Origin of the sequence: Acinetobacter sp. NIPH1876 (genome assembly GCF_022808535.1) — a bacterium.
In the GTDB taxonomy this organism is placed as follows: Bacteria; Pseudomonadota; Gammaproteobacteria; order Pseudomonadales; family Moraxellaceae; genus Acinetobacter; species Acinetobacter higginsii.
Genome location: NZ_JALGBR010000004.1, coordinates 152,015 through 171,589, shown reverse-complemented (window position 1 = coordinate 171,589; position 19,575 = coordinate 152,015). Strand labels below are relative to the sequence as shown.

The 19,575-nt window shown below is 43.8% G+C and carries 17 protein-coding genes; 12 read left to right on the top strand and 5 right to left on the bottom strand.

Features of this window, described 5'->3' with window-relative positions:
* Window positions 1-438: 438 nt before the first annotated feature.
* From MN869_RS20390 to MN869_RS05990, 5 genes are all read left to right on the top strand, one after another.
* Window positions 439-1,290, top strand: coding sequence for a DUF4240 domain-containing protein (locus MN869_RS20390; RefSeq protein ID WP_033134701.1), 852 nt, complete (start codon window positions 439-441; stop codon window positions 1,288-1,290).
* Window positions 1,291-1,782: 492 nt separating this feature from the next.
* Window positions 1,783-2,775, top strand: a complete 993-nt coding sequence (locus MN869_RS06005; RefSeq protein WP_033134702.1) for an ABC transporter substrate-binding protein — start codon at window positions 1,783-1,785, stop codon at window positions 2,773-2,775.
* A 64-nt stretch (window positions 2,776-2,839) separates the two neighbouring features.
* The gene (locus tag MN869_RS06000) at window positions 2,840-3,661 is read left to right on the top strand and encodes an ABC transporter ATP-binding protein (protein WP_243306981.1); all 822 of its coding nucleotides are present in this window, start codon (window positions 2,840-2,842) and stop codon (window positions 3,659-3,661) included.
* Window positions 3,654-4,448: an ABC transporter permease gene (locus MN869_RS05995; protein ID WP_033134704.1), complete on the top strand. Its 795-nt coding sequence runs from the start codon at window positions 3,654-3,656 to the stop codon at window positions 4,446-4,448. The genes MN869_RS06000 and MN869_RS05995 overlap by 8 nt, the downstream gene beginning before the upstream one ends.
* Window positions 4,445-5,899, top strand: a complete 1,455-nt coding sequence (locus MN869_RS05990) for an amidohydrolase family protein (RefSeq protein WP_033134705.1) — start codon at window positions 4,445-4,447, stop codon at window positions 5,897-5,899. Before MN869_RS05995 ends, MN869_RS05990 begins: the two co-directional genes overlap by 4 nt.
* Before the next feature lie 238 nt (window positions 5,900-6,137).
* Here MN869_RS05990 and MN869_RS05985 read toward each other — a convergent pair whose 3' ends face one another.
* The 5 genes from MN869_RS05985 to MN869_RS05965 form a co-directional block, all read right to left on the bottom strand.
* Window positions 6,138-7,313: an OmpA family protein gene (locus MN869_RS05985; RefSeq protein ID WP_241345077.1), complete on the bottom strand. Its 1,176-nt coding sequence runs from the start codon at window positions 7,311-7,313 to the stop codon at window positions 6,138-6,140.
* Window positions 7,314-7,448: 135 nt separating this feature from the next.
* Complete coding sequence (locus tag MN869_RS05980; protein ID WP_005312984.1) at window positions 7,449-7,694, bottom strand: zinc ribbon domain-containing protein; 246 nt, start codon at window positions 7,692-7,694, stop codon at window positions 7,449-7,451.
* Window positions 7,695-7,920: 226 nt separating this feature from the next.
* Window positions 7,921-8,481: a dihydrofolate reductase family protein gene (locus tag MN869_RS05975; protein WP_033134066.1), complete on the bottom strand. Its 561-nt coding sequence runs from the start codon at window positions 8,479-8,481 to the stop codon at window positions 7,921-7,923.
* 100 nt (window positions 8,482-8,581) lie between these two features.
* Window positions 8,582-9,532: an allantoinase PuuE gene (puuE, locus tag MN869_RS05970; protein WP_033134065.1), complete on the bottom strand. Its 951-nt coding sequence runs from the start codon at window positions 9,530-9,532 to the stop codon at window positions 8,582-8,584.
* Between the two features lie 128 nt (window positions 9,533-9,660).
* Complete coding sequence (locus tag MN869_RS05965; protein ID WP_033134064.1) at window positions 9,661-10,593, bottom strand: LysR family transcriptional regulator; 933 nt, start codon at window positions 10,591-10,593, stop codon at window positions 9,661-9,663.
* A 164-nt stretch (window positions 10,594-10,757) separates the two neighbouring features.
* On the opposite strand from MN869_RS05965, the gene MN869_RS05960 reads away from it, so the two are divergent.
* From MN869_RS05960 to hutI, 7 genes are all read left to right on the top strand, one after another.
* Complete coding sequence (locus tag MN869_RS05960; protein ID WP_033134063.1) at window positions 10,758-11,813, top strand: aromatic ring-hydroxylating dioxygenase subunit alpha; 1,056 nt, start codon at window positions 10,758-10,760, stop codon at window positions 11,811-11,813.
* Between the two features lie 148 nt (window positions 11,814-11,961).
* A complete protein-coding gene (hutC, locus tag MN869_RS05955; RefSeq protein WP_004654214.1) occupies window positions 11,962-12,714 on the top strand; it encodes a histidine utilization repressor in 753 nt (250 codons plus the stop codon).
* Window positions 12,711-13,292 carry a HutD family protein gene (locus MN869_RS05950; protein ID WP_033134062.1) on the top strand — a complete coding sequence of 194 codons (582 nt, stop codon included), beginning with the start codon at window positions 12,711-12,713 and terminating at the stop codon, window positions 13,290-13,292. Before hutC ends, MN869_RS05950 begins: the two co-directional genes overlap by 4 nt.
* A 238-nt stretch (window positions 13,293-13,530) precedes the next feature.
* On the top strand, window positions 13,531-15,207 hold the full coding sequence (hutU, locus tag MN869_RS05945) for a urocanate hydratase (protein ID WP_005204526.1): 1,677 nt from the start codon (window positions 13,531-13,533) through the stop codon (window positions 15,205-15,207).
* Between the two features lie 84 nt (window positions 15,208-15,291).
* Window positions 15,292-16,830 carry a histidine ammonia-lyase gene (gene hutH / locus MN869_RS05940; RefSeq protein ID WP_004806245.1) on the top strand — a complete coding sequence of 513 codons (1,539 nt, stop codon included), beginning with the start codon at window positions 15,292-15,294 and terminating at the stop codon, window positions 16,828-16,830.
* Window positions 16,831-16,894: 64 nt separating this feature from the next.
* On the top strand, window positions 16,895-18,307 hold the full coding sequence (locus MN869_RS05935; protein WP_004806247.1) for an amino acid permease: 1,413 nt from the start codon (window positions 16,895-16,897) through the stop codon (window positions 18,305-18,307).
* Window positions 18,308-18,358: 51 nt separating this feature from the next.
* Window positions 18,359-19,564 carry an imidazolonepropionase gene (gene hutI, locus MN869_RS05930; RefSeq protein WP_033134061.1) on the top strand — a complete coding sequence of 402 codons (1,206 nt, stop codon included), beginning with the start codon at window positions 18,359-18,361 and terminating at the stop codon, window positions 19,562-19,564.
* The last annotated feature ends 11 nt before the right edge of the window (window positions 19,565-19,575 follow it).

The window sequence follows — 19,575 nt, the reverse complement described above, 5'->3', positions numbered from 1 at the left end:
TGGATAAACCGTGACCCAATCAAATAGATTGAAAGAGACGGGGTCACATTCAAAAAAGAGCTGCACTTTTTCCATAAGACAAAGCTTATAAAAAAAGTGAGCTGATTTCTGAGCAATGACCCACATAGCAGTCGATGTGACTGACTATGCTGAACGCTTCTACTCTGACAGAAAGAATGAAGCACTTTTTGTGCCAGTTTATAAAGTGAAATAGGTCAATATGAGCAGAAACACTGCAATTTCTTGTGAAAATGTTGAAAATCAAACAACAGTGGACTTTAATCTGTCTAAAGATGGCGCTGAATTAAATGACTTTCAGAAGGGATGTTGTCATATGAGTAATTTATCTCACCGACGTCAGTGACCACTTATTGAATAACAGATTATTCTTGCTGAAGATTTTCGATTTTTACTCTCTTTTGATGGAATAAACTACCAATGACTACATTGCCCTCCCTTATGCCAGAGTCCAAGTTTTGGGCATTGATGACAAAAGTAGATCATCCATTACTGTTGTCAGGACAAGATGTTGCGAGCTTACTTCCACTCAAATCCACATTGAGCAATATGCATCCCGATGAGATTGTTGCCTTTGCGTTACGATTGACAGAGCGATTGGAGAAGTTGCTGATAGCATCGCGAGCAAGACGAGGCCCCTTTGGCGATGATGCGCTGCTTTATGCCGCCTGTTATGCGATTGCACGAGGACAGGCGTGGTTCGAGGCATCACTGCACTGGCCGAGGATATTCGACGATAGAGTTAATCCTGAGATGAATTGGTGTGAATCTCTGCTGTATGTGGGCGGGCAAGCTTGGAGTCTAGCGACTGGTGGCAAAAAGGATGATTTTCCTGTTTGGACGCTGGAAGATGGATTACGACCTTTTGTGAACAAGATGCCCATGAGTATAGAAAATCGTGCCTTAGCAACCGCCACATGGGAAAATTTTATCGTCTATGCCCACTTCGAGCAGCACCCCGCCATTGAGCGGACGGTAGAGTCTGACGCGGAAGTTCGAGTGACATTTACCGACTTGTTGGATGACTATTTTTGGTGCTTGTTGGACTTAGGTGATTACCTTGGCTTGGTCGATGAAATAGGTCAAAGCTTTCAGATACTGCACGATGCAAGCAAGAATCTATACTGGGCTGAGGTTCCGTACGAAGCTGAGCGAGCTTCTTATGGGCAAGAGTTTTCAAGAGAAGAGATATTGGCTTTGCTCAATCAATTACCAAGGTATTTCAGTACAGGGATGTTCAATTGCCCGCAAAAATTGGTCTGGGATGAATAAGGTTGTCGTAAATATTTAGGATACGATTTAAGTGATACAGGAAAAGAGGTAAATGATTCGGCTTATGCATCAAGCTAATTACTATCTTGGTCAATGAATTAACTCAATATAATTCTTTCACAAAAGATTTATTGAAACCTCAGCACCTCGAGAGTGCATCTGCACTTACTTAACGCACCATTAAACTGCATACAAAACCAAAGACTCAATGCAGTTGATTCATCTAAAAACAACTAAAAATAAATCCAACCTAGAAAATTACTATAAAAATCAAGATCAAATCAATCTTGGCACAGAGCTTGCTAAATCATGATTGAGTATAAGCGGTCAGTGTGTTGTGAACACACGGGACATTGCTCTACAGCGTTTGCTGTTCCTCTTTTGGGGACAAAGCCAATTGATTTGGTTTTGAGAGAAATGTGTAGCTTATACATTGATTGACCCCCTTAAAAGAATAGCAAGATGAATCCATACAGATTTAGGGGTCTTAATATGAATATTCAGCACTATGTGGGCAAAGGGCGACGTACTGTTATCTCGGGCGCGTTATTGGGACTAGGCACAGTTCTCAGCTCAACCAGTTTTGCAGCCGATAAACTGGTTTTACAAACCACTTGGTTTGCACAAGCCGAGCAAGGCGGATATTACCAAGCACTGGCACAAGGAATTTATAAAAAATACGGGCTTGATGTCGATATTAAAATCGGTGGGCCACAAGTCAATAACATGACCTTATTATTGTCAAAACGTGCCGACATTATTATTAATTATGACCTACAGGTCTTAAAAGGCATCGAAAGTAACTTTCCCATCAAAGCGGTAGCAGCACCATTCCAGTTTGATCCACAAGGCGTGCTCACTCACAGCGATGTAAAGTCTTTGGCCGATCTCAAAGGCAAAACCATTCTAGTCTCAACCAGCGGACAAGCAAGCTGGTGGCCTTGGTTAAAAGGCAAATATAAATTAGATGCTGCACAGGCACGCCCTTATACCTTCAATATGCAGCCATTCTTGGCAGGCAAAAATGTAGTACAGCAAGCCTATGCCACTTCAGAAGTCTTTCAGGCAAAAAAAGCAGAACCATCCAGTAATTTCTTTTTATTTGCTGATGCGGGTTATCCAGCCTATGGCGGCATTTTAGTGACTCGCAATGATGTGATTCAAAACAAACCTGATGTGCTGCGCCGTTTTGTCCAAGCTTCAATGGAGGGATGGAAAAACTATTTAGCAGACCCACATTTGGGCAATAGCATCATTAAAAAAGAAAATCCGAATATGAATGATGAATTACTGACTTTTGCAGTGGGGCAAATGCGCAAATTAAAATTGATTGATGGTGGAGATGCCAAGACCCAAGGCATTGGCGTGATGACGGATGCACGTTGGAAAGCAACGCGAGATTTTATGGTGAACTCAGGCTTACTCAAAGCTCAAACCAATTGGAAAGCTGCTTATACCACGCAATTTATTAAAGCTAGCAAATAATCTTAGCTCTAAATTATGGCTGAAGGGTTAACAAAATAGTGCATTCGCATCAAGGGGAAACCACATGAATTCTGCTTTATCAATTGAGATACCAATACAAGAATCTTCAACCTTTATCACGCCAATGATCATGGCTAGAGGGGTTGAAAAAACCTATCCCAATGGCACCAATGCCTTACAAAGACTGGATTTAAATATTGCACGCGGCGAGATTATTTCATTATTGGGACCATCAGGTTGCGGTAAAAGCACCTTGCTGAAAATGTTTGCCGATCTCGAGCAACCTTCTGCTGGATTAGTGCGCTGGAATGGTAAAGCTGATATTCAATCACAGTGCAAAATGGCCATGGTGTTTCAGGACGCTACGCTGATGCCGTGGGCCAATATTGAGGACAATGTGCGTTTACCTTTGGACTTACAGCGTATTGCCAAATCAACCAGTACGCCCAAAGTCCAAGCTGCTTTAAAAGCCGTTGGTTTAGAAAAATTCAGCACAGCTTATCCACGTGAACTTTCAGGCGGCATGCAAATGCGTGCCTCATTGGCCAGAGCTTTAGTAACAGAACCTGATCTATTGTTGATGGATGAACCTTTTGGGGCATTGGATGAATTTACCCGCCATAAACTGGATAGTGATATCCGTCAATTATGGTCAGAACGAGATCTTACAGTGGTATTTGTTACGCATAGTATTTATGAAGCGGTGTATCTGTCTTCACGGGTCATTGTGATGGGTGCACGACCAGGACGCGTAGTGGCGGACCTGAATATTAAAGGGCCTTATCAACGCGATGAGTCTTTCCGAAGTTCAGACATCTTTATTCAACAATGTTCGCATCTATCGCAATTATTGGCTGAGGCAAGCGGAGGGCATGCTCATGATTAAACCATTGCTACAACATCCAACCGTACAACGTATTGCCGCTCCACTTGGGCTTGGTCTGATCTTTTTGTTGTTTTGGCAACTGAGTTTTCAACAACTGGAAGTCCCTGTTTATGTCGTGCCGAAGCCCAGTGATATTGTGATGGCGCTGATTAATCAGTCCAGTGTGCTATTCGGTAGTTTATGGGTAACTTTAAAAATCACCTTATTGGCTTTTGCTTGCGCTGTGATGATTGGCACATTGATCGCTTTTGTATTTGTACAAAGTCGTGTGCTCGAAGCTTGTTTTATGCCGTATGCCATTTTATTTCAGGTGACACCCATTGTTGCGATTGCTCCCTTGGTCATCATCTGGATTCAAAATACCACTTTGGCTTTGGTGGTGTGTGCCATGTTAGTCGCAGTTTTTCCGATACTGACCAACACCACTTTAGGTTTGCGTAGTGTCAATAAAGGTTTGCTCAATCTTTTCCAAATCAATAAAGCCAGTCGCTGGCAGATTTTGATGCGTTTACGTGTGCCGAATGCCTTGCCTTATTTCTTTGGTGGCTTACGAATTTCCTGTGGTTTGGCACTGATTGGCGCTGTGGTTTCCGAGTTTGTAGCAGGCGCGGGTGGTACTAGTGCAGGCTTGGCTTATCAAATCTTACAAGCAGGTTTTCAGTTGGATTTACCCTTGATGTTTGCTGCATTATTTCTGATTACGTGTACTGGTCTGGGCTTATTTGTTCTGATGTCTTTATTAAGCCAGTTCTTTTTAAGCAAATGGCATGAGAGTGAGCAGGTATGATTTCAAAGCAATTAAATCAAAGTTATTTAATTCAAAATGCCCATGCCATTTTGACAGGCTTAACTGGTGAAGCAGCACGCTGCTCATCCACTGATATCCGCATCCAATCAGGTAAAATTACTGAAATAGGGCGGTTAAGTGCTCAGCCGAATGAACAGGTTGTGAATGCTCAAGATTGTGTGATCTACCCAGCATGGGTAAATACTCATCACCATTTATTTCAGTCTTTATTAAAGGGCGAGCCACAAGGTTTAAATCAAAACCTGACCTCATGGCTTGCCAGTACGCCGTATCGGTTCCGTGGCGCATTTGATGAAAGCACTTTTCGGATTGCTGTACGTATTGGCTTGATTGAATTATTACGTTCAGGTTGTGCAACGGTAGCAGATCATCATTATTTATATTGGCCACAGATGCCGTTTGATGGTGCTGCAATTTTATTTGATGAAGCCGAAAAATTGGGCATGCGCTTTGTGCTGTGTCGTGGTGGTGCAACCTTAACGCGTGGTTTGGAAAGTGAGTTGCCTCAAGCCTTACGTCCTGAGAAATTTGAAGACTATATGGCGGATATTGAGCGTTTGGTGCAGCAATATCATCAGCCAGAATCAGATGCTTTTCGAAAAATCGTGATGGCACCGACTTCAACCTTGCATTCGACCACAGCTCAGCAATTACGGGAAAGCGCCAAAATTGCCAGACAATTGGGGATTCGGATGCATAGCCATTTATCTGAAACAGTGGATTATTTGGATGCAGCTAGAGCCAAGTTTGGCATGACCCCAGTCCAGTTCTGTGCCGAGCAGGATTGGATTGGCAGTGATGTCTGGTTTGCGCATTTAGTGAAATTATTACCCGAAGAAACTCAGTTGTTAGGTCAGACCAAAACAGGTATTGCGCATTGTCCTCAGAGTAATGCGCGTTTGGGTAGCGGTATTGCTGATCTTGTTGCTCTGGAACAGGCAGGGATGACCATTTCAATTGGGGTAGATGGCGCGGGTTCTAATGAAGCCGCAGATATGCTGTCTGAAACCCATGCTGCTTGGTTATTACAACGAGCCAGAAAGGGGATGTTGGCGACACCACAATATGAGGGTGGGCAATTTGAAGGTGGTGCAGATGCTGCCCGTATTGAGGATGTGATCCGTTGGGGAACAGTGGGTGGGGCCAAGATTTTAGGGCTTGATCAAGTCGGGACAATTGAGGTGGGGCAACAGGCTGACTTGGTCATTTATCAGTTAGATGATCCTCGTTATTTTGGCTTACATGATATGGCGATTGGGCCTGTGGCAAGTGGCGGACGCGCGCATATTAAAGCGATGTTTGTAGCAGGGAAAATGGTGATGGAAAATGATCAGATTCCTGATCTGGATATGATGGAGTTGGGTTGGCAAGCCAAGCAAGCGGTGAAGTTATTACAACAGCGGAGTGTAGAAATGGCAAAAATAGCCTAAGCTAAAGTTGAGATATCGTAGCAGGGGAAACTCATCGCATTTGCGGGCATCTTTAAGTATTCATTCAACTAAGTCCAGCGAGTAATAAAAAAACATCGGCATATCATCAGTTGCCAGATTGGAATCTATATAGACAAGATACAAGGTTTTATCGTTCATCAAATGCGTATTGCAATACTGAGCTATTGCAATACGCTTACGAGTATAAAACGTGACCATCGTTGACCCGCTCGCATCATCAAGTGCGCACGAAGATTTCCACCCGCCGATTCAACTGCCGGCAGGCAGGGTTGTCTTGGCCGCTGACTACGTTGGGCGCCACTGGCTGCGACTCGCCGTAACCACGCGTGCTGGCATCAGCTGCGGCACCACGCTGGCGCAAGGCCATGCCTACTGATTTAGCACGGCGCTCGGACAAATCCAGATTGTAGGCATCACTGCCCTTGGCATCGGTATGTCCGCGAATTTCTATTGCTTTGGCTGGTACTTTCTGCAAGGCCATGGCCAAGCTGTCCAGCACTTTAGCTGCGTCAGGACGGATATTCGTCTTGTCGAAATCGAACAACACCTGATCATTGAGAGTGATGATGAACCCACATGGCACACCGGATGGAGCGAATTTTTTTAACGGCGGGAACTTGCCAGCTGGAGTGACCTTGGGAATTGGTGCCATTTTCACTTGACGTGCTGGTGTGCCAATGCTGCCATTGCCTTTACCGTCGTTGCTCACCAACCCGTGCGGACCGTTCCATGTACCGCTGCCGTCGGCGTTGATGGTGACGATGCCTTGCGGACCATTCCAACTGCCTGAACCATCACCTTGGTTGCGAATCACCCCGTGGTCGCCGTTCCAAGTACCACCACCTTTGCCGTCCAGCACGATGATGCCGTACTTGCCGTTATACGTGCCCGAACCGTCGGCCTCGACCGAGATGATTCCATCGTCAGCGCCACCGCCGCCATTGCCGTTGATTGTGCCACTGCCATCTGCGTTGACGACGATGACGCCGCCTTCGTAGTTGGCGGTACCACTGCCGTCTGCGTCGATATGGAAGATGCCTTCATCACCGTTGCGCGACAGATTGCCTTGCGCATCTGTGCTGGTAATGCCCGCATCGTTGACTAATGCGCCGTCGGTGGCACAGTTGGCGGGCTTGACACTGATGCCAGCCACTGGGTCAATGATATCTTGCATCGATGTTTCCAACGCTCGCTGGGCTGGGCCAATACCGATGATCTCCGGCACAACGATCTGCGGGATTACTGGGAAGTCGACATCCCCAGCGGACTTCGCTGCTGATTTGGCTGTTTTCGCCGTGGCATTATCCTTATCTTCGTTAGCCGAGGGTGACTTCGTGCAGGCGCACGCGAGCAATGCTATTCCCAACACCATGAATCTGTTCATTGAAAACATGTCTAATTACTCTACTTATATGTTGACCGCATTTTGTTTTAATTGAGTCGTGTTAAGTCCTTCGAATACCTATCTTTGGCTACAAAAAACACGTGTACAACTAACAAGGCTATGTAGTTCTTTAATTAAGCTTATTCATTCGCTCTTAAGTGAAAGATAGGCAAATACCAGCACCGCTAGTCCGAAGAGGAGTCGCGCAATCCAAGGCGTGATCAGCCAAGCGCCGAGTGCCATGATGGTGCGGCTTAACACATGCGGTGATTGCAATGCTCTTGGCTCGGGTGTGTTATGTTGCGTCTGCAGAGGATAACCGCAATGCGGGCAGGAGTTGGCTTGGGTCGAAACCTGACGGCTGCATTCGGGGCATGAAATAAGCGCCATAAGCATTTTTCCTTTTTAATTTTTCCTATTTGGGCATTAAGAAATGTCGTATAAACGCATCTCCTCGATTCGCAATCAGGTCATAAAATTGTATCAGTTCAACGATTGGAAAATTCTTCCGAATAACCCATTTTATTTGACAGAATGGGTTAATTCGATTGAGTTGGGGGAGTTCTTTAATTGTTTCACCAGTATTTACAGGCTAGATAAGGCATTCAACATTTTACTAATTTTTTTTATGTTCAACGCTATAATGTAATTCAACCATACCTTCACCCATTTGATGAACGGAGATCAATTTAAGTGTTGGAGCAAGTACTTTTCGGGGGAAAAGCGCTTTTCCTTTCCCAAGGGTGGCTGAGCCAATTTGTATAATCAGTTCATCAAGCAAATTGGCATCATAGAACTGACCCGCTAATTCGCCACCGCCTACAATCCAAATATTCTTATCCTCAATGATGGATTGTATTTCAGCATAAACAGGAGTGATGTCTCCTTGTATAAAATGGATATTTGCACCTTCAATCAAGGGCAGTTTACGGCTGGAAAATACCCAAGTTGGCTGAGTATAAGGCCAAGGAGAACCTGTTTCGGCAGCAACTTGCTCTGCGTTATTCAATATCCATTCATAAGTTGCCGATCCCATCACCAAAGCACCAACATTTGCAATAAACGTGGGATAACTTGAGTTATCTAGTTCGCCTAATGCAAATAACCATTCCAAAGAATCGTCTTCGGTCGCAATAAATCCATCTAGTGTACTCGCTGCAAAATATTGTACTTTCATCCTGATCATCTCCTTATTCTAAAGGAGTAGCTTAAAGCTTATTTTGTTTGGATAAATTGTTTAAATCGGATATACGACACATGATGACGCTTTAATAAACCTAAGCTTGAAAAGGATGATGTGTATACCAATGCTCCGCAATCTGCTGACGGGTGCAAATCCAGACCCGATCATGATTTTGCACATAATCAAGGAAACGTTGTAATGCCTTAAAGCGGGCAGGACGTCCTAAAATTCGACAGTGCATACCAATCGAAAGCATCTTGGGTGAGGTTGCTCCCTCTGCATAGAGGACATCAAAAGCATCTTTTAAATATTCAAAAAAATCCTCACTGCGATTAAAACCAGTTGGTGAGGCAAATTTCATATCATTGGTATCAAGTGTATAGGGAATAATTAAATGCGGACGGCTTGCACCCGCTGCATTGCTGAGTGTTGTCCAAAAGGGTAAGTCATCGCCGTAATAATCACTGTCATATTGCACCTGATCATATTCAGCCAATAATTGACGGGTATTCGGGCTATCACGGCCTGTATACCAACCTGTCGGCATTTCACCAAACAAATCTTTAAGGGTATGCATGGCTTCATCCATATGTTGTTTCTCGGTTGCAACATCCATATTTTGATAATGAATCCAGCGTAAGCCATGCGAGACCACATCATAATGGTGTTGTTTGATCGCCTCGACCACCAATGGATTACGTTGCAACGCCATCGCCACAGCAAAAATAGTCATAGGCAATTGGCGTTTGGCAAATTCCTGCTGAATCCGCCAAAAACCGACCCGTGATCCATATTCATAAATCGAGTCCATCGAAAGATGCCGAGCAGGATAACTTTCTGCACCACTGATTTCAGACAAGAACTGTTCTGATCCTTCATCGCCATGCAGAATATGCTTTTCGCCGCCTTCTTCATAATTCAGCACAAACTGAACCGCGATTTTTGCTTGATTGGGCCATTGGGCATGTGGAGGTTGATCGGCATAACCGACCATATCGCGTGGATAATCTGCTGTTAAATGAGCGTCTGTATTGGGCCAAACCATAGCAATGCCTAAATCGTGAAAAAGGTGAATCTTCACATCAACTTACCTGATTAAATCTTTGGGTGTCAAACACTATATTGATTTAAATCAATAGCTTGTGTGTTTTGTTTTGGTGCAAAAATACCATGTTATTGATGAATATTCTGTAGCATGCGCGATTTTAGTGCTTCCATCTCGATAATGATTTGATTCATCATGATTTGAGCAATCCGAGAAAGTTGCCGTTTTGGTGCAACACAAAGTGCAACTGTAATTGGATGTAGGCCATGATCATTGATCGCTCTAAATTCAAATTCAGCATTTTCAATATAAGGGGCTGCATCCAGATAACTCATGATGCTGATACCTAGGTTTTGTCTGAGCAATGAAATCATCATATGGATATCGTTGCATTCGATGGTGTGGCGTGGGTGAAAGTCCTGTTTTTTATATAAGGCGGTGACATGGTCATGAATAACCAAAGGCTCGGCAGGAATAATATGATTGAATTCCAGCGTATCGGAGAAGTAGATTTTTTCTTTATGGGCTAAAGGGTGCTGTTTAGGAATTACGAAACCCAAGGGCATTTCAATAAAGGCACTGATCTGCAATTGATGCTGATGTTTGGGGTTCAGAATCAAGCCAAAGTCCAGTTCAGCATTAATCACCAGATCAGCGATACGATCACTGTCCAAGACACGAACCTTAAAATTAATCCACGGATATTGCTGAACAATAGACTGCATCACGGCACTGACAAAGCTTTCATTGAGTGCTGCAATCATCCCAAAATCAATTGAACCGCGTTGTATGCCTTGGATTTCATTCAAACGTTTCTGTGTGATTTGAAACTCTTTTTGCCAGCTGCGTAGATCGGCATAGAGTAATTCACCAGCCAAGGTCAGCTTGAGTCCACTGGGTAAACGTTCAAATAAAGCCACACCGAGTTCTTCTTCTGCCAAAACAATCTGCCGATGTACGGCAGAGACAGAAATAAACAGTTGATCGGCTGCTTTTCTTAAACTGCCTGTTTTGGCAACGGCAATAAAATAATCGGCAAAACGTGAAAATGGCAAGGCCATTGCAAACTCACTTGAGATAAAGCAGGTTTTAATACAGAAGCAATTTTAGTGCCTAGGCTGTTCTAATTTTTAGAATGATGCATATAAATCATTCTAATAGACGAGAATATTGATCTATTCCACACTGCTCTTGAAGAGAAAAATCTTAAAAATGAGCACAGGATATGAACGCAATTCCATTCATCAATCTTCCAAATAAGCCATGTCATAGCCAATTTGATGATCAGGATTGGCAGATTCTTGCACAACATTGGTATCCCGTGGCACGTATTGAAGATGTGGGCAGTAAACCTCAGCAAGTGACCTTATTGGATATGAATCTAGCTTTGTATAAGACCGAAACAGGGCAGATTCATTTAGCACGAGATATTTGCCCGCATCGTGGTGTGCCTTTGAGTAAAGGCTGGGTTGAGGGAGACACTTTGATTTGTCCTTATCATGGACTTCATTTTAATGAAGATGGCAAATGCACTAAAATCCCAGCTCAACCTGATTTAACTAAAATCTCAGAGCGCTTTTCGCTGACCAAGTTTCCCGTGGTTTTAAAATATGGCTTGGTTTGGACCAGCATTTTGGGCAGAGATGAAAGTTTGGCAAATTTCCCTGTATTAGACACATGGGAGAGTGAGGCACATCAAGCCATTTTGCCGCCTTCTGTGGATATTGCCGGTTCAAGCGGTCGTCAACTGGAAGGTTTTATTGATGTGGCACACTTTGCTTGGGTGCATCATCAGGCCTTTGCCGATCGAGATAATCCTGTAGTACCTAAATATTGGACTGAACGTACCGATTATGGCTTGCATACGAACTACACCAGTAATGTCAGCAACTATCCGCATGGTATGCAACATTTAGCACCCGATGATTTTTTATGGGAACGAATCTTTGATGTTTATCCGCCATTTTCAGCAATACTGACCATTCATTTTCCAAATGACGGGGTGCTCAAGATTTTAAATGCCTGTTGTCCCATCTCGCATAATAAGACCCGTTTGTTTGTACCGTTAACCCGTAATTTCGATACCACGGGGGATTTACAGGCAGTCTATGATTTTAATGCGCAGATTTTTGCCGAAGATCAAGAGATGGTAGAGGCGCAAAAGCCAGAAGAATTACCTTTAGATATTAGTATGGAAGCACATTTTGAAGCAGATCGTTCTTCGACCATGTATCGCCGTATCTTGGCTGAATGGGGTTTAAGCAAACGCTATACGGTTTAGCTTGAATAAATTTGGGATATTTAAGAGATTAAATCAGAGTTGTTTATCTTCTATTAAGCCTAAATTGTTTATTTGTATAGGCTTGTATATACAATTGCGCTAAATTCAATATACAATGAGTTATAGTATTTAGTATGAGTTTTAGCCAATGTCAAGAGCGACAAAGCAAAACGATTTAGATTTGTCCTTAGAAGAAGATAGTCCTGTTCCTTTGTATTTGCGTGTGAAACAAATGATTTCGCAAAAAATCTATGAAGGAACATGGACCGTCAATAAAAAAATTCCATCAGAAAGTGAATTGGTTAATTTACTCGGCTGTAGTCGCATGACCGTGAATCGTGCCTTGCGCGAACTCACCAGTGAAGGTTTGTTGGTACGTATCCAAGGTGTTGGTTCTTTTGTTGCAGAAGGACAAGGGCGTACCGCTTTGTTTCATGTCAATAATATTGCCGAAGAAATCATTGCCCGAAATCATAAACATCATGCCGAAGTTTTGGTACTGGAACAGATTCAGGCCAATGCTGAACAAAGTATGCTGATGCAGATTCGTGAAGGACAAAAACTATTTCACTCGATCATCGTGCATTATGAAAATGATGTGCCTGTACAAATCGAAGATCGACTGGTCGATCCGATGTTGATTCCAGATTATTTGGCACAAGATTTTAAGTCCATCACACCAAATGCTTATTTAATGTCGAAAGCACCCGTGACTGAAGGGGAACATGTGGTGACCGCAATTTTAGCGTCAGCACAAGAATGTAAATGGCTGAAAATAAACAAGACTGAACCTTGTCTGTTGATTCGTCGCAGAACTTGGTCAAATAAACAACTCATTTCCAGTGCGCGCTTGATCTATCCGGGTAGCCGTTATTATCTGGAAGGTAAATTTACCCAATGATTCAACACTTAGACACGGCTGACTATAAACAGATGCTGTGGAAGAATGGTGCAGGTTATACCGTTGAGCTTGCCCGAAGTGACGGTGACAGTTTGGATACGTTTGATTGGCGTATCTCCATGGCTGATGTCAAAACTTCGGGGGATTTTTCCAAGTTTAATGGCATGCAACGCATCCTTACGGTATTGGAAGGTGCTGGCATCGTATTGAATATTGCCGGTGATTCCGAGCATCTGAGAACTTTACAATCTGTTCAATTCAGTGGGGATCGCACGACCAGTTGTAGACTAATTGACGGACCGATCCGGGACTTTAATTTGATTTATCATCCTGAAAAATGGCATTCCTGCTACCAATGGCTGTTTGAGTCAGCGAGCACTGAGATGTTCAGTTCAGCCGATCTGATTTTTATTTTTAATCAGAGTTCAGAACCATTGGAAATTGAAGTGGATCGGCAGGTTTTTCGTTTAGTACACCAGCAAAGTCTTAAAATCGAGCAGCAAAAAGCATTGAAAAAACTGGTTTTAAAATCTGAGCGTTTTAAGCAAGCTTGTCTGATCGAACTCACAAAAATCTAATTTTTTGCAAACTTCACGAAACACATATGACTTCAGGTTGTATGTGTTTTTTATTGCCGATCAAAAAATAAATCTATTTATTTCATAAGTTTGTAATTTATTTTCATAAAAGAATTGAAAAGCATCTTTTCAATATAAAAGTTTTGTGTAGTATATGGATGTATATACAAGTTAATACATTGCTATACAGTAAAGCAGGTTAATTTGCTGATTCAAACTCAATGGAAGGAGTCCGATTGTGACAACAACGACAACAAAATTTCGTGATGTAGAAATTCGCGCACCACGTGGTACAAAGCTCAATGCAAAAAGCTGGTTAACAGAAGCACCGTTACGCATGCTGATGAACAACCTTGACCCTGATGTTGCAGAGAATCCAAAAGAGCTTGTTGTTTACGGTGGTATCGGTCGTGCTGCACGTAACTGGGAATGTTTTGACAAGATCGTTGAAACGCTAAAGAATTTAGAAACTGATGAAACCTTGTTGGTTCAATCTGGTAAGCCTGTGGGTGTGTTTAAAACCCATAAAGATGCACCGCGTGTTTTGATTGCAAACTCGAATCTTGTTCCACATTGGGGAACGTGGGAGCATTTCAATGAATTGGATGCGAAAGGTTTGGCAATGTATGGTCAGATGACAGCGGGTTCTTGGATTTATATTGGTAGCCAAGGCATTGTGCAAGGCACTTACGAAACGTTTGTAGAAGCAGGTCGCCAACACTATAACGGTGATTTGACAGGTCGTTGGGTCTTGACTGCTGGTTTAGGTGGTATGGGCGGTGCACAACCTTTAGCTGCAACATTGGCAGGCGCATGCTCACTCAATATCGAATGCCAACAAACCAGTATCGATTTCCGTTTACGTACGCGTTATGTCGATGAGCAAGCCACTGATTTAGATGATGCTTTGGCGCGTATTGAAAAATATACCAAAGAAGGTAAGGCTGTTTCGATTGCATTACATGGCAATGCAGCAGAAATCTTACCTGAATTAGTCCGTCGTGGCGTACATCCAGACATGGTGACTGACCAAACCAGCGCACATGACCCATTAAATGGTTATTTACCAATTGGCTGGACATGGGAAGAGTACCGTCAGCGCGCTAAAACTGAGCCAGAAGTTGTGGTTAAAGCAGCGAAACAGTCGATGGCGCAGCATGTTCAAGCGATGCTGGATTTCCAGAAAATGGGTGTTCCAACTTTTGACTATGGCAACAACATCCGTCAAATGGCACAAGATGAAGGCGTAGCAAATGCCTTTGATTTCCCTGGCTTCGTTCCTGCTTATATTCGTCCATTGTTCTGTCGTGGTGTTGGTCCATTCCGTTGGGCTGCACTTTCAGGTGATCCAGAAGATATCTATAAGACAGATGCCAAAGTAAAAGAACTCATTCCAGATGATGAACATTTACATCGCTGGTTAGATATGGCGCGTGAACGTATTAGCTTCCAAGGTTTACCAGCGCGTATTTGCTGGGTCGGCTTAGGTTTACGTGCAAAACTCGGTTTGGCATTTAATGAAATGGTTCGTAGTGGTGAACTTTCAGCACCTATCGTGATTGGTCGTGACCATCTGGATTCAGGTTCAGTGTCTAGTCCAAACCGTGAAACAGAATCAATGAAAGATGGTTCAGATGCCGTATCTGACTGGCCGTTATTGAATGCCTTGTTGAATACTGCTGGCGGTGCGACTTGGGTGTCATTACATCACGGCGGTGGTGTAGGTATGGGCTTCTCTCAACACTCAGGTGTGGTGATCGTATGTGATGGTACAGATGAGGCAGCAGCACGTATTGCACGTGTATTGACCAATGACCCTGCAACAGGGGTAATGCGTCATGCTGATGCAGGTTATGACATTGCGATTGATTGTGCCAAAGAGCAAGGCTTGAACTTGCCGATGATCACACAATAAACAGACAAGGACATTACGATGCTTTTTGCAATTGTGTAAGCGGCATCGTAAGCGAACAATAGAGTGCAAAACAGGACGCCAATAATGGAACTTCTAATTCAACCCGGCAAACTTAGCTTAGCAGATCTGCGCCACGCTTATTTAAATCCAATCAAAGTGAAACTCGATGACAGCGCTTCTGCTGGCATCAATGCGAGTGTTGCTTGTGTCGAACAAATCGTCAACGAAGGCCGTACTGCTTACGGGATCAATACGGGTTTTGGTTTACTTGCATCAACTAAAATTGCACCAGAAGACCTAGAGCAATTACAGCGTTCTTTGGTGCTATCACACGCTGCTGGCGTGGGCGAGCCGCTTGATGATGCGATGGTTCGTCTGATTATGTTGCTTAAAGCAAATAGTTTGGCACGTGGCTTTTCGGGGATTCGCCGTAAAGTAATTGATGCCATTTTGGCGTTGATCAATGCAGAAGTTTATCCGCATATTCCATTAAAAGGTTCTGTTGGTGCTTCAGGTGACTTGGCACCACTGGCACACATGTCTTTGGTGTTATTAGGCGAAAGCAAAGCGCGTTATAAAGGTGAATGGTTACCAGCGGTTGAAGCACTTAAAATTGCGGGTTTAGAGCCAATTTCTTTAGCTGCGAAAGAAGGTTTAGCACTTTTAAACGGGACACAAGTTTCTACAGCATACGCATTACGTGGTTTGTTTGAGGCAGAAGATTTATTTGCTGCTGCAACGGTGTGTGGTGGTTTAAGTGTTGAAGCCATGCTGGGTTCTCGGGCACCATTCGATGCACGTATTCATGAAGTTCGCGGTCAACGTGGTCAAATTGATGTTGCTGCTGCATATCGTGACTTACTGACTGAATCGAGTGAAATTTCTCATTCACATGAGGACTGTAGCAAGGTTCAAGACCCATACTCACTGCGTTGCCAACCTCAGGTGATGGGTGCTTGCTTGACTCAAATTCGTCAAGCCGCAGAAGTGTTAGCAATTGAATCAAATGCGGTATCTGATAACCCATTAGTCTTTGCTGCTGAAGGTGATGTAATTTCAGGTGGTAACTTCCATGCTGAACCAGTGGCTATGGCTGCGGATAACCTTGCATTGGCAATTGCCGAAATTGGTTCACTGTCTGAACGTCGTATTTCGATGATGATGGACCGTCATATGTCACAATTGCCGCCATTCTTGGTTGCCAATGGTGGGGTCAATTCAGGCTTCATGATTGCTCAAGTAACAGCCGCTGCGTTAGCAAGTGACAATAAAGCACTTGCACATCCTGCCAGTGTTGATAGTTTACCGACCTCTGCAAATCAGGAAGACCATGTTTCTATGGCGCCGAATGCGGGCAAACGTTTGTGGTATATGGCTGACAACGTTCGCGGCATTCTTGCAGTTGAGTGGTTAGGGGCATGTCAGGGTCTTGATTTCCGTGAAGGTTTGAAGAGTTCTCCAAAACTTGAGCGTGCGCGTAAAGTGCTGCGTGACCAAGTGCCTTATTACAGTGAAGATCGTTTCTTTGCGCCAGATATTGAGCAAGCGAGTGAATTGCTTGCAAGTGGCTGCTTGAACGAATTACTCATTCCACAGCTATTACCGAGTTTGTCTGAAGTGTGATCAATAAATCGGTCACATGGAGTGGCCGAATCTAACTAAATTTCCTCAAGGATTGGAGATTATAATGTCACAACACTCCACATTACAGCGGGGGTTAAACACCCGCCATATTCGTTTTTTGGCATTGGGTTCAGCCATTGGGACAGGACTCTTTTACGGTTCGGCAACAGCCATCAAAATGGCAGGTCCGTCTGTATTAATCGCATATATCGTTGCAGGGATTGCAATTTATATCGTGATGCGCGCATTGGGTGAGATGGCTGTACATAACCCAGTATCGGGTTCATTCAGTCACTATGCCTCACAATATATTGGTCCACTTGCAGGTTTTACCACAGGCTGGACCTACGTTTTTGAAATGATCATTGTGGCTTTGGCCGATGTCACCGCCTTCGGGATTTATATGGGGTTCTGGTACCCCGATGTGCCGCGCTGGATCTGGATTCTGTCGCTGATTATGTTCCTTGGGGCAATTAACCTGATTCATGTCAAAGTCTTTGGTGAACTGGAATTCTGGCTTTCAATTGTCAAAGTGACGGCGATTGTTGCGATGATTGTCGGTGGTTTAGGTTTAATGTTCTATGGCTTCCATGCGGATCATAGTGGTTTTACCACTGGCATTCAAAACTTATGGATTCACGATGGCTTTATGCCAAATGGTATTGCTGGTTTAGTTGCCTGTTTATCTGTGGTGGTATTCGCTTTTGGTGGGATTGAAATTATCGGGATTACCGCAGGTGAGTCGCAAGACCCGAAAACCTCGATTCCTAAAGCAATTAATGCGGTGCCAGTACGTATTCTGTTGTTCTATGTCATGACGATTTTTGTATTGATGTCGATTTTTCCATGGAATCAAATTGGTAGCCAAGGCAGTCCATTTGTACAGATCTTTGAAAATCTTGGGATTGGATCTGCGGCAACCGTTCTCAATATCGTGGTGATTACCGCGGCGATCTCTGCGATCAATAGTGATGTATTTGGTGCTGGACGTATGCTGTATGGCATGTCGAATCGTGGACAAGCACCGCAAGTATTCCAAAAAATCTCCAAAAATGGTGTGCCTTGGATGACAGTTGTGGTGATGGCAGGGGTGTTATTGATCGGCGTATTGCTGAACTATCTGATTCCTGAAAATGTATTCATCATTATTGCTTCAATTGCGACTTTTGCTACGGTTTGGGTGTGGTTGATGATTTTAATTGCTCAAGTTGCGATGCGTCGTAAGTTGTCTAAAGCAGAAATCAAAGCCCTCGATTTCCCAGTGATTGGCTGGCCGTATGCACCTGCATTTGCAATTGCGTTCATGTTGTTTATCTTGGCGATGATGGGCTATTTCCCAGACTCACGACCTGCAATTTATGTTGGCGCAACCTGGTTAGTTTTACTTTGGATTGCTTATACCATTTGGGTGAAGCCCAAGCAAAACACGGTAAAAGAAAATCAAAGCATGCAACAAAATATCGAAATGGAAAGTTAAATATCAAGCTGCTCAGGTGTCATCCCGCCTGAGCAGTGAGAGGAACTGTGAATGAAAAAGCTTTGGAAAAACTGTCATATCGCCACCATGCAAAATGGGCAATATTCCAGTATTGAACATGCTGCAATGGTCACTTCAGGGCAGCATATCCACTGGATTGGAACATTTGAAGATCTTCCTGCCGATGCTTATTCCGAAACCATCGATTTGAATGGCGCATGGGTCACACCGGGTTTGATTGATTGTCATACCCATAGCGTGTTTGGTGGCAACCGTAGTGTTGAGTTTGAAAAACGCCTGCAAGGTGCTAGCTATGCTGAGATCGCAGCTAGCGGTGGCGGGATTGCCAGTACGGTTCGTGCCACGCGTGAAGCGAGTGAACAAGAGTTGCTTGCATCAGCTTTGAAACGAGTTCGCTGCTTGCTTAAAGATGGTGTCACCACTATTGAGATTAAGTCAGGTTACGGTCTGGACTATGCTAATGAGCGGAAAATGCTGCGTGTGATTCGTCAGATTGCAGATACTTTGCCGATGACAGTTCGCAGTACCTGCTTAGCAGCACATGCTTTACCGCCTGAGTATCAAGATCAAAGTGATGCTTATATCGAGCATATCTGCAATGACATGCTGCCAAAACTACATCAAGAAGGTTTGGTTGATGCAGTCGATGCCTTTTGTGAATATTTGGCATTTTCGCCAGCTCAAGTCGAACGTCTATTTAAAACAGCGCAGTCTTTAAATCTACCGATCAAGTTACACGCTGAGCAACTGTCTGCATTGGGTGGATCGAGTTTGGCGGCACGTTATCATGCCTTATCGGCAGATCATTTAGAGTTTATGACTGAGGATGATGTTAAGGCGATGGCTGCTGCTGGAACGGTGGCGGTGTTATTACCGGGCGCATTCTATTTCTTGAGAGAAACCAAATATCCACCTTTAGACAGTTTGCATCAACATGGGGTACGCATTGCACTATCCAGTGATTTAAATCCAGGCACATCACCAGCCTTATCTTTACGGTTAATGATGAATATGGGGAGTACCTTATTCCGTCTAACACCTGAACAGACTTTGGCGGGTGTGACGACGCATGCGGCACATGCATTGGGTTTACAAGAGACTCACGGCACTTTAGAGACTGGTAAAGTTGCAGACTTTATTGCGTGGGATATTGAGCATCCATCCGAGATTGTTTACTGGTTGGGTGGCGATTTACCGAAGCGGATTATTCAGCATGGCAATGAAATCTCAATCTAACAGCGAAGCTC